This is a genomic window from Flavobacterium pasteuri (assembly GCF_048286615.1).
GTDB lineage: Bacteria > Bacteroidota > Bacteroidia > Flavobacteriales > Flavobacteriaceae > Flavobacterium.
The window spans coordinates 149,420-161,592 of record NZ_JBLVPN010000004.1 but is presented as its reverse complement, the minus strand read 5'-3'; the positions used below and the strand labels follow the sequence as shown (position 1 = coordinate 161,592).

Here is a 12,173-nt window from a genome sequence, read left to right as displayed (position 1 = left end):
TAATATTACAGTTGTTTTAATATCTTTCTTCCAATCAAAAAAGACACAATCAAAAAACCCGCTAAAACCCCGCCTAGTATAATACCTTTTGCCTTACCAAACTTTTCTTTCTTCAAAGGCAAAATAGGTTGATCAATAACTTGAATTAATGGGGTTTCTTTACGCAAAGTAACTTTGGCTAGTTCAGTTTGTTTAACTAACTCGGTTAATATCGCAGTATTGGCCTGAACATCCACCTGTCTGCGTGCAGAAGGAGCTCGGCGCACATTCATGGCAGGATTCAATCCAAAAGTATTATCATTAGCAACAGCAACACCGGTAATGGCACCATTGAGTGCCCCACGAATAGAATCGGTTTGACGTTCCAAAATATCCATATTCTCACGTGCTTTTTTACTTTTTGTCATGACATAAAAATCGGATACTTCTTTGACCAAAGATTCAGTAAAATATTTAGAAAACAATTCATTAGTTGAAGACACATCAATTGTAATGATTGCTATTTTTTTATCTTTTTGTCCCACTACCAATCCGCTTTGAGACAAATTTTGATACATAACCCCTAAAATACTGTCATGGACTCGGGTAAAATACTTTCTCTTAGTATCGGGTAAAAACTGAATAGCCTTAAATTTTGGTGTATCATTCCATTGGTCTCTCCATCCATTATTCTGAATATACATCTCCGCCAAGGATATAGACTTTCCGTCAACAATGACGGGACTCAACAACGTCTGTTCTACCATTGCACGGGACTTGAACAACTCCGTCAAATTAGAGCCGGTAAAAATGCTACCTCCTCCACCACCAAGATCTAATCCAAGCGAACTTGCCAATCCAAGGGCACTCCCCAAACCACCGCCGCCTTTTTCGTCTTCCAAAGCAAAAGACAAACTGGCCGTGTAGACTGGTTTTTTACTAAAAGAATAGGCAAGACCTAATCCCGCGCCTATAACCCCCGCCAAAACAATAACCTTCCATTGCGAAAGCAAATAAGAAAACCATTCCTTTCCTTTTTCAATAAGTTCTTTTAACGATATTTCGTCTTTAGCATGTTTTTCGTTCATATATTTTTGTTATTCGATGGTCAATTTTCGTTAGGCATTTTCGAGGTTCATTATCACGTTTCGATGGGCGATAGATAGAATACACTGGACAAAAACTTCTTCCTATTTAACACTCACTGAACACTGATTACTGCTTATTATCTCAATATAGCAATAATAACTCCTGCTAAACTGGCCAAAACACCAGCTATACTTACAAACTCACCCGTACCCATCTTCCTCGTTTCTGGTTTTTCAGGAATTATAATTTGAGATCCCGGTGTTACTTTAGGATAGGATCTAATAAATAGGAATGAATGTGCTACTGCCGCTTTCCCATTTGGATAAATAATATAGGATTTTCTCTTCCAACCTTTATTGTCCACTCCGCCAACAGCACTTAAGTAATAACCAAATCCTTTACCTTTTTCATAAGGAATCTCAGAAGTCAATAGTACATTTCCGGTAACTTTTACACCTTCATTAAAAGCTGCAACTTCAATTTCATCTCCAGCAAACAAGGTAACATTCGTACTGCTTTTTGGATTTTTAACAATCGATTTCCAATCTACTGGTATGATAGCAAACTTCAAATCCTCTTTTAATTTTTTAGTCAACTTTTTTTTGATACTATCTTGTTTACCCAAATTCAGATTTACATTTTCAAGTTCTTCGATTTGCTTCGCTTGAATTGGTCGTTTAATTTTAACTCCTTCAATGTTTGCCAAAGAAGTCAAACCGCCAGCTCGCTGCACTATATCATACACTCTGTCTTTCTTGTTTACTAAAACATATTTACCTGCATAATTTACGGCACCACTAATAGTAACCGATTCCGGTTTTTCATAAACCGCCATTTTACGGATATTCACTACATCAAAAGGTTGCAATTCAAAATTTTTCAATTGCTCATTATCATTAGCCGTAATTTCAATATTAAATAATAATGCTTTACTAGGGTCAGCATCATCAATCTCTTCTGACATAATCATTCGGGCTACCTCTACTCTTTTTGAAGCAGATCCTGTCAAGCCTCCAGCTTGTACAAATAAATCATTTAGTGTCAAATTCTGATAATAATCATAAACCCCTGGGTTTTTTATCTCACCGTCAATTGTTATTTTATATTCCTCTACAAAATCTAAAATAGAATATACAGTTACTATATCCTCTCTTTTTAAAGGAACATCTGCTGCAAGGTCACCCGCTAAGGCCTTAGTCAAATTGATATTTACAATTTCTGTTGTCAAATCAGATTGTAATCGAATGATTCTCGCTCTATTGCTATATGCGTCCTCTTTCAAGCCGTCAGCTTTAGTAATCAAATCAGAAATTCGCATACCTTCATAAAAAGAATAGGTATCAGGTCTAAAAACAGCTCCTTCAATTTTAATACGGTTTTCAAATCGATTTAAAATTTTAGATACTCTAAAAACATCACCAGAAAGTGGTTTATAAGTAGTAAACTCTGGACTATTAATATCTGTTACTTTAAATTCTTTATCTGTTTTTTGCAATACATTTACAGAGGCAGTATAAGCAGATTCATTAAAACCAGAGGCAAAGGATAGTAAATCAGAAAATGTCTCCCCCTTTTTCATCTCAAAAACACCTGGACGTTTTACCTGCCCTTCAACAGTAACGCGTTGGTTGTATGCTGGAATTCTGATAACATCATTATCCTTTAAGCCCACATTATCGGATTGGTTTCCATTTACAAGAAAACGATAAATATCAATGTTTCTGTATACTTTATTATCTCTTAACAATTCTATATTTCTATAACTCCCATTTTTACCCGGACCTCCTCCTAAAAACAAAGCATTATAAACCGTTGCCAATGAAGATATTGAATAATTACCTGGCTGTCTACTGCCAATTATGGTCACTCTAATGGTTCTGATACGACTTAAACTTACACCAACTTGAGATTGTCCTGAAGCAACTGTACTATACACTCTAGCTATAGCACCTTTTATTTTCTGTGTAGCCGCTTCAATTGTCATTCCAGATACTGGAATTTGACCAACATATTGAATATTTACTTTACCTTCAATAGTGACAGGTACACTGGCATTAAACTCCTGTATGCCATATACACTGATCTGTAATTCATCTCCAGGACCTAAAACATAGTTTACTGGTGTTGCTAATTTTAAATTAGGCTCAAAATTTAAAGTAGGATTGTCAAAAAGTTCAGACCCAAAAACTAATGCATTAATAGTATCTTTTACTTTAGTATTAACTATTTTTTCTTGCTTTCTGGTGAGCTCTTTTGTTTCAATTTCATCATTTACGCCTTCCTTTTTATCAAGACTTGACAAGCTCGAATCTCCCTGTAAACGCAATTTTAACTTAGCAAATTCACTTGCAGGCATTCCTTTAGCTAAGACCATAGGCTCCGCTTGCTCTACTGTCATATTATTTTTTAATAGCTGTGATTTTACTTTTGCAATATCACTATCCGACAAATAATCTACTTTCAGAGTACTTAAATCAGAACTTTTAAGTAAATCTTGCGCCATCAAGGTTGAGGATTGAAAAAGAGCTACAAACAATACAAGAGCAATAATTATTTTTTTCATGTCTATTATAAAATTTAATTGTATTAAATTCCTAATCTGTTAACTGCATATTTTTTTTTAATAAAAATATATCCAATTTGTTAGTATTAAAAAGTACGCACAGCTACGCAGGAGTAAGTCACATAATAGACCTACCCTTTTTTTTTTAAATTTCTACAAAGCTAGAGTAAAATTATAGTAAAATCTATAGTTTCGGTAGGAAATGTAAATCAAAAAAGTCATTTGATTGATTTTAACTAAAGTACCGTACGACAATCTTACTTTCTTTTGCGAAAATAAGAACAATTGCTTTTATATGGCAAAAATCCGTGAATTCCATAAGAAAAAATGGTATTAAATAAAAAAAAGTTTACAAAATAAAAATATCAAGTAAACTTTTTCCTCTTTATTTAAAAAGTTTGTAATGCTATAACTTCAATATTTTTTTATACCAAGGTTCTTTTTCTACTTTTACACCATAACCATATCCATAACCATATCCTTTTGTTGAATCGGTATCATTAAGCAACAAACACATATTAGGCAATTTTTGCTCTTTAAACAATGTATTTGGAATAGTTAGCATACGCTTTTCTAAAAAATTAGCGCGAGCTACATAAATAAAGCAATCCGCATGTTTGGCAATCAATAAAGTATCTGTAACCAAACTCACAGGAGCAGTATCCACAATAATATAATCATACTGGCTTTTTAAAGTATTAAAAAGAGTCTCTACTTTCTTATTCATTAATAGTTCTGCGGGATTAGGCGGGATTACACCTGCAGGTAAAACATGAAAATCTTCAAAACCATCCTGTTTTACAATTAAATCACTAAGCTGTAAATCTTTTGAAGATAAATAATTAGTAACACCACGATCCGGTAAATTTAGATATTCATCCAATCTTGGATTTCTGATATCTAAACCTATCAACAATACTTTTTTTCCAGACAATGCAAACGTAGCTGCCAGATTAACTGACACAAAAGTTTTTCCTTCTTTAGGAAAAGTAGACGTTAAAAAAATAGTTTTAGCCAATGCATCAGGAACTTTACTGACCATAAACTCAAGATTAGTCCTGATAATACGTAAAGCCTCAGCAGAACTAGTTCTGCTCTCTGACTTCATGATTTCTGAGGGATTATCAGAGGTAGGAACATCACCTATAAATGGAATTAATGTTTTCCCATCAAGATCTAAACGACTTTTTATTTTTGTATCCAATAAGTCTTTAGTGTATATAACACCAAATGGGACTAACAATCCGAACAACAAGCCTGCCAAATAAATGATATTTTTCTTAGGAGAAACAGGTCGTTTCCCCGCTTTAGCAGCATCTATCACTCGTGCATTTGGTTCTGTTGCAGACAAAGAAATAGCGGTCTCTTCTCTTTTTTGTAATAAATATAAATACAATTCTTCTTTTACTTTTTGCTGTCTGGCAATAACTCTAAACTGACGCTCTTGTACAGGTATCTTTCCAATTTTAGCATTCAAAATACCTTCATTCGAATTTAAATCTCTTTTTTGAATACTTAAAGTAGATTTTAGTCTTTGCAAACTTGCAGTAACAGTAGATTTCAAAGACGCTATTTGCTGATCCATTTTAACTACTGATGGATTTTCAGCTGTAGCTGATTTTAAAATACGATTTCTATCTAAAACCAATTTATTGTAGGAACTAATTAACCCAGAGGCATCTCCATCAGCTGAAATAACATTACTGGGTAACAAGTCTGAACTAGAGCTTTTTTTCATATAGTCCAGCATAGAAGCTACCACATTTAACTGAATTTCAGTTTCGACCCCTTTTTTATCATACTCACTAGAACCCTCTATAAAAAGTTTAGCCTCTGTCTCTATATCAGTCAGGTTATTGGATTTTTTAAAACTTTCCACATCCTGTTCTACACCGTCCAACTCTTGAGTAATTAATTTCAGTCGATCCGCAATAAACAAAGAAGTGTTTTCTGAAATAAAGTTTTTATCTGCAGCGGCATCATCATTATAAATTTGAATCATATTATCCAAAAATGCTTCTGCTTTTTTTATAACTGGATTGGTAATAGAAATTTCTACTACACTGCTCGTCTTACTTATAGACTCCACTTTTAATTGTTTTCTAAAAGTGTCAACCACATCCTCCAGGGGAGTTAAAACAATACTGATGGACATACCCTTATCTTGAGCACTTACAACAAACTTAGACTTCGAAATAATAAAATGACCATATTTAGAGGGGATTAGCTCACCATATTTAAATACTTTTTTATTATTTAGTATTACATTATTAGTATCTTTTATTAGTTCATTTTCTAATTCAAAGGTATTTGGTGTTAATGCTGTATATTTTAAAACCATTTTATTTTCATAAAATCGATTTGTCTTATCAACAAAATAAACGTCTATTGGCGTTTTCTTATAAATTTCTCTATCCACCACATTACCTCTAACAATTTGGGCAACATTAAGATTTAACTTTTTTACGGTACTTTCGACTAATGTCCTTGATTTTAAAATTTCAATCTCATTATCAACATTACTTTTTAGACCGCCTCCCATTCCCAAATCAGCAAAAGCAGATAATTCTGAAAGCATCCCTCCTTTTTTCTCGTCTTTAACTAAAATGGTGGTTGAAGCCTGATATTGAGGTACTGTATATCTCAAATATAAAAAAGTCAATAATAAACTGACGCACGCGCCAATTACAAACCATCTCCAATAAATACTATATTTATTGATAATCTCTTTTAATTGAAAATCATTCTCTAAATCTTCATTTAATATATTATTTTCCATGTAATAAATTTATTTTGATGTGGTAACAATTAGCGTAATTAAAGTAATCAATAAAGAAGTAATAGAAATAATTACACCCGTATTTGGACCAATAGCAGCACCATTTATCTTATTTTTATTAGGCTCAACATAAACCACATCGTTTTGAGCTAAATAATAAAAAGGAGAATTAATAAAATCTGATTTAGTAATATCAACACGGTTATACGATTTCACTCCATCTATTTCTCTTATTACCAAAATATTATTTCTTTTCCCATAAATAGTTAAATCCTTTGCCATCGTCAAAGCCTCAATTAAAGTAATCCTTTCAGAAGAAACATTATAAGTTCCTGGCAAAGTTACCTCTCCTTGAACCGAAACTTTAAAGTTCATAATACGAAGATTGATAATAGGATTTTTTATATAAATTGCAATCCTATCTTTCAACATCTTGAGCACTTCTGTACGACTCATTCCACTAACTTTTAATTTACCTAATACTGGAAACTCTATAAGTCCATTAGAATCTACTAAATAAAGTTGGGTTGATTGTTGACCAAGTAAATCCGGTCTAGATGCATTGGCTATAAAACTCGATGTTAAATTGAATGGTAGAGCAATTTCAGGATCATCAGCTGAAACGATAATCATTAATAAATCATCCGGTTGAATTTTAATTTCATAAGAATTTGACTTCACCTGAGAAGTTGAACTATCTATATCCTGATAATAAATAATATCTTTTCGGGAAGCACAAGAAAGAAGAAACAAAACCAAAAACAAGGAGATTGATTTTTGTAACAAGGAAAAATATTTCATAGGTTGATATTTATTTATTTTTATAGCCATCTGCAATTGCTTAGTCAGTTTATAAAAACTCGGGTCGCAAACAATCATTCATCTTTATGACAAAATAATTTTCACCCTTATTTTATAGGATTTTAATTTTTAAAAGTTGCAAATATAAGCATTAAACCTTGTATCATGACTAGAAACAAAAGACATTTGTACACTAAATTTTACATAATTTACGCGTCCTGTATTTATGATAGCTTCAAATTTTATATTGACCAAATAAAAACACTTTCAGTCTGTCATTTCGAGGGACAATCCCAAGCAAAACCAACGGTCGAAGTGGCCACATTTTCGTTTTACTGTTGAATACGAGAACTCCTTTGTCTGACAAATATATTATAATAAAGAGGCTTCTACCGAACACTAAACGCTGATCACTAAAAAAGGACCAATAAACCTAATTTCTGAAAACGGAGACTGAAAACTAATAAGCCTTTTCCTCCCCTTTAAACACATTAACAACAGTACGGAAAATAATTTTTAAATCTAATAGTAAGCTCCAGTTTTCGATGTACCAGATATCATAATCCACCCTGTCCTTCATGTCTACTAATTCTTTTGTTTCACCGCGAAAACCATTGACTTGAGCCCATCCTGTAATTCCGGGTTTAGCATAATGACGCACCAAGTAGTTATTTATTAGTTCCGAATACTGTTCCGTATGCCTTAACATGTGTGGTCGTGGCCCAACCACTGACATATTCCCCCAAAAGACATTAAAAAACTGAGGCAGTTCATCCAGATTAGTTCTGCGCAGAAACGCTCCTATTCTAGTCACTCGTTTATCCCCCAAAGTAGCCTGCATTGTATCAGCAGAAGCATTTACTCGCATTGTTCTAAATTTTAAACACCCAAACGCTTGATTATCTCTTCCGGAACGATCCTGTCTAAAAAAAACAGGTCCTGGAGAATCTAATTTGATTAAAAGCATCAAGATAGGAAAAAGCCAAGGAAAAATTAATACAATAACACTTAAGGAAAAACAAAGATCAAATGCTTTTTTCATCAGAAGGTTAGAAGTGATTTCTAAGGGCTCCTTCCTAAGCATTAAAACTGGAGTATTCTCGTAAAAACTGATTTCTACCTTACGGGACTTCGTGTAGAGCTGAAAATCAGGGATGAATTTTATCCGTACCATATAACGTTCACAAAGTTCTGTGAGATAGTTAATCGTTTTAATACTGTCAATATGGAGTGCAATATACATTTCATCTACATTTTCAGTACTGATATAATCTTGAATAGCATCAAAACCACCTAATAATGGGGAGGATATAAAAGCAAAAGGATCAACTTTATCATCAAAAAAACCCAACACGCGATACCCATAGGTAAGGTCTTTGGATAGAATTTTACGCATATGTTCTCCAGTGTCATTCGCTCCTATTATAATAACATTTTTGAAATTATATCCTTGGGCCCGTATGTACTTTAAGCCTTTCATAAACGCTACTCGAGATACAAATAAGAAAACAAAAAATAGTATATAATAACCCAATAGTCGTAAGCGCGAAATATCTGAAAATTTCAAAACTACAATAAGCAAAACAATTAAGGCCGCATGAATTGCTATCATACGAATGGCGCGCATCAATATAGATTCAATTCTTTCAATACGAACTATCCGATACGAATCCTTGTAAAGCAACAATACAATCCAAAAAACATTAGACAATAGGGAAATGGTTTGTACTTCTTTCAAATCCAACCGATCTAAATTGTCATAACGAATAAGAAGAGAAAAAATAATCGCTAGATTTAGTAGAACGATGTCCCATATGAGAAAACAAAGTTTAAAATATCGCGAAAAACGGTAACTAGCAAGTTTTTTTAAAAGTGACATACAAAGAAAAATAGTAGGTTTGTTTTGTAATTTTTTATGAATAATACTTCAAGCTCAAAACTTTGTTCAATTTGTTTTGTAAAAATAAATTGAACAAAGTTTTAAATCATTGCATAGATGTCGTTTTTTTTAGTAATCAAATAAAACACATTTATTATAATAGAATAATAAAAACACTACCTATTAAAGATTCCTTCAATATTAAAAAAATGATTTGCATATTGATCGGAAATAATTTCCCAATCATAGACAGTTGTAATTTTTTTACTATTTTCTTGTAACATCAGCTGATATTGATCCTGATCATATACTACATTTAAGATATGATTCGATACATCATTTGCATTTTGAAAATATATAGCATCCTCTCCAAGAATATATTTGTTAAACGGGTTATCATTGGCACAAATCAAACTATTGGATGCCATAGCTTCCAATAGCGATGGATTAGTGCCTCCTACAGTATGTCCATGAAAATAGATATTAGAATAATAGCGTAAATTATTCAAAACTTCAATATTATAAATACCACCTATAAATTGAATTTGAGAATGATTAGAAAACTTGTTTTTTAAATAATTTCCATAAGTGGTTTCATGATTGCCAATTACTAGAAAAGGTCTAGAAACATTAGCCTGTACTACTCCATCTAATATAACTTCAATACTGTTTTCCGGTTCCAGTCGGGCGATAAGCATATCATATTGATTCACAATCAAATTATAAGCTGCAAGAATACTAGAATCTGGCGTCTCAAATAATGTAGCACCATACGCGATGTAAGTAGAAGTTGCCTTGTACTTGTCTTTAAGATAATCTTGAATCCCTATAGAATCTGATATTAAATGATCGCTGTATTTCACGCCAAGAGATTCAGCATATTGAAGAAATTTTTTAATTTTTTCTGAATATTTAGTACGCTTCCATTCTAATCCATCCATATTGGTGGTAACAACAGCTTTCTTTGGCATTAACCAGCCCCAAATAGAACTACTCGTATAACCCAATTGTAATATAACATCACAGTGGCGTTTTCTAACATCTAAAATGCAATTCAAGTCATAAATAAACTGACCAGCTGTTCCTATTGTATTTTCGGGATCATAACAATGCACAATTTGAACACCATTCCATACCTTTCCTTGATAAGGATGATTATGAGAATTATATACAAGGACTTCAAATCCTCGTTTTACAAGTCCCAAAGCAAGATATTCTGCACATTGCTCGAAACCTCCATAATGATTAGGAATTCCACGAGTTCCTAAGATTGCTATTTTCATCTCTATTCTCTCAGTTTAATGATTTTTGCAGGAACACCACCTATAACCGAAAAAGGTAAAAAAGACTTAGTTACAACAGAACCTGCGGCTACTATGCAACCATTACCAAGATTAACACCATCAAGAATAATTGAACCTGAACCTATCCAACAGTCACTTCCTATTTTAACACCTTTTCGAGTTTCTCCCTGTTCTTTTATTAGTATCTCTTTGTTTGCAAAATTATGATTTTCACTAAAAATCTTTACATCAGGGCCTACGATAACATTTTTACCGATTTCAATTCCACCTTGTCCGCCAAGATAAACTCTAGAATTTAGCCCAACATTATCCTCTATAATAATCCCTACACCTAAATTTCTAATTACACCTGTACAAATCAGAATTGAGTCTCTTTGTATCGTTACATTAGAACCCAAACTAATTCCTGCTTTTGACAATGCATTAATGAAAACATTATCTTCAATTATTAAATTTTCACCGCAACTAATCTTATTTAAATGTTCAATTGTGACATTTTTACCCTTAAAAATAACACCTCTACTTTTTTTTAGAAAAGGTTTAATAAAAAGGCCGCGAATAACTTGAAATATTCTTTTCTTTATAATGATAAGAATATCCAATGAACTTAGATCTGAATCTACAGAATAAGTATCTGACTTTTTAAGTTTTCTAATTATACTATTAATCATTTTTATTTAACGTATCTAGACTCTAAGATTTCAATCAAATTTTGTGTAGTCTTTGTCCATGAAAATAATTTTGCTCGATCTAAAGAAAGTTGTTTATGCTTATTATAAAGCACCTTATCTATTAATAACTGTGAAATAGCGTCAGCAATATCTTTAGATTCATTAGCATTAACATAAATAGCCGCCTCTCCACACACTTCTGGCAAAGATGAGCTATTAGATACTACAACTGGAATTCCAGATGCCATAGCTTCTAGCGGTGGAAGACCAAAACTCTCTTCAAAAGATGGAAAACAAAAAACAGTACTCAAAGCGTAAACTTTGGCCAATTCATCTCCAAAAAGAGGTCCAGTTTGAATAATTCTATCTGTCAATTTAAGTTCTGAAATTAATGAGTCAATATTATCTGTTTTCCACTCCTTATTACCAACCAGTACTAAAGGAATTGAACAATTAACTTTTGCAAAAGCTTTAATTAAAGAAGGAACATTTTTTCTACTATTTATCCTCCCTACATACAATACAAATGAGTCTGGAAGCGCAAATCTATCTTTAATATCTTTTAATGATTCACTAGCAAATGATGTTATTTCTTTAAACTTTGGATCAAAACCATGATGGAGTACTTCAATTTTTTTATTAGAAAAATTTAAATCTTTAAAACGTGATTTCTCAAAATCTGAAACTGTGATAATAAAATCTGAAAATCTTGCTAAAAACTTAAGCGGTTTTAGATAAATTCTTTCAATAAAAGTGTAATATTGAGGATGAGAAATATAAATTAAATCATGGATGTATGCAATTTTTTTATGTTTTCCAAAACAGGAAACGGAAGTTTGATACAGAACAGCATCTAAATTATATTTTTTTGCAATATTAGGAACAAAAAAAACATTTGACAAAAGATTATTTCCATTCCAAACGTATACTTTTCGTACATTCGAAGTTTCAAAATCTAGTTTTAAACCTTTACATCTTTTATCAAGAATTATGTAAAAATTTAAATTACTTTTTAATTTACAAATTTCATTTACTAGATTTCGAATAACCATTTTACCACTTGCGGGTCCTTCAAAATACCACTTGGCATCAATTCCTATTCTCATTT

The 12,173-nt window shown here is 32.3% G+C and carries 8 protein-coding genes; all 8 read right to left on the bottom strand.

What is annotated here, in order from left to right; translation table 11 throughout:
- Nucleotides 1-5: 5 nt before the first annotated feature.
- The 8 genes from ACNQF6_RS07700 to ACNQF6_RS07665 all read right to left on the bottom strand — a co-directional run bounded on the left by ACNQF6_RS07700 (nt 6) and on the right by ACNQF6_RS07665 (nt 12,171).
- Nucleotides 6-1,067: a Wzz/FepE/Etk N-terminal domain-containing protein gene (locus tag ACNQF6_RS07700; RefSeq protein ID WP_417964726.1), complete on the bottom strand. Its 1,062-nt coding sequence runs from the start codon at nt 1,065-1,067 to the stop codon at nt 6-8.
- A gap of 137 nt (nt 1,068-1,204) precedes the next feature.
- On the bottom strand, nt 1,205-3,631 hold the full coding sequence (locus ACNQF6_RS07695) for an SLBB domain-containing protein (RefSeq protein WP_417964724.1): 2,427 nt from the start codon (nt 3,629-3,631) through the stop codon (nt 1,205-1,207).
- Nucleotides 3,632-4,037: 406 nt separating this feature from the next.
- Complete coding sequence (locus ACNQF6_RS07690; RefSeq protein WP_417964722.1) at nt 4,038-6,410, bottom strand: GumC family protein; 2,373 nt, start codon at nt 6,408-6,410, stop codon at nt 4,038-4,040.
- Nucleotides 6,411-6,419: 9 nt separating this feature from the next.
- Nucleotides 6,420-7,211, bottom strand: a complete 792-nt coding sequence (locus tag ACNQF6_RS07685; protein ID WP_417965032.1) for a polysaccharide biosynthesis/export family protein — start codon at nt 7,209-7,211, stop codon at nt 6,420-6,422.
- 460 nt (nt 7,212-7,671) lie between these two features.
- Nucleotides 7,672-9,090 carry an undecaprenyl-phosphate glucose phosphotransferase gene (locus tag ACNQF6_RS07680; protein WP_417964721.1) on the bottom strand — a complete coding sequence of 473 codons (1,419 nt, stop codon included), beginning with the start codon at nt 9,088-9,090 and terminating at the stop codon, nt 7,672-7,674.
- A 176-nt stretch (nt 9,091-9,266) separates the two neighbouring features.
- Nucleotides 9,267-10,373: a DUF1972 domain-containing protein gene (locus ACNQF6_RS07675; RefSeq protein ID WP_417964719.1), complete on the bottom strand. Its 1,107-nt coding sequence runs from the start codon at nt 10,371-10,373 to the stop codon at nt 9,267-9,269.
- A gap of 2 nt (nt 10,374-10,375) precedes the next feature.
- Nucleotides 10,376-11,065, bottom strand: a complete 690-nt coding sequence (locus ACNQF6_RS07670; protein ID WP_417964717.1) for an acyltransferase — start codon at nt 11,063-11,065, stop codon at nt 10,376-10,378.
- A gap of 2 nt (nt 11,066-11,067) precedes the next feature.
- On the bottom strand, nt 11,068-12,171 hold the full coding sequence (locus ACNQF6_RS07665; RefSeq protein ID WP_417964715.1) for a glycosyltransferase family 4 protein: 1,104 nt from the start codon (nt 12,169-12,171) through the stop codon (nt 11,068-11,070).
- Nucleotides 12,172-12,173: the final 2 nt, after the last annotated feature.

Bases quoted from the DNA above. Each gene is read 5' to 3' on its own strand.
- ACNQF6_RS07700 (WP_417964726.1), bottom strand. From the start codon at position 1,067: ATGAACGAAAAACATGCTAAAGACGAAATATCGTTAAAAGAACTTATT.
- ACNQF6_RS07695 (WP_417964724.1), bottom strand. From the start codon at position 3,631: ATGAAAAAAATAATTATTGCTCTTGTATTGTTTGTAGCTCTTTTTCAA.
- ACNQF6_RS07690 (WP_417964722.1), bottom strand. From the start codon at position 6,410: ATGGAAAATAATATATTAAATGAAGATTTAGAGAATGATTTTCAATTA.
- ACNQF6_RS07685 (WP_417965032.1), bottom strand. From the start codon at position 7,211: ATGAAATATTTTTCCTTGTTACAAAAATCAATCTCCTTGTTTTTGGTT.
- ACNQF6_RS07680 (WP_417964721.1), bottom strand. From the start codon at position 9,090: ATGTCACTTTTAAAAAAACTTGCTAGTTACCGTTTTTCGCGATATTTT.
- ACNQF6_RS07675 (WP_417964719.1), bottom strand. From the start codon at position 10,373: ATGAAAATAGCAATCTTAGGAACTCGTGGAATTCCTAATCATTATGGA.
- ACNQF6_RS07670 (WP_417964717.1), bottom strand. From the start codon at position 11,065: ATGATTAATAGTATAATTAGAAAACTTAAAAAGTCAGATACTTATTCT.
- ACNQF6_RS07665 (WP_417964715.1), bottom strand. From the start codon at position 12,171: ATGAGAATAGGAATTGATGCCAAGTGGTATTTTGAAGGACCCGCAAGT.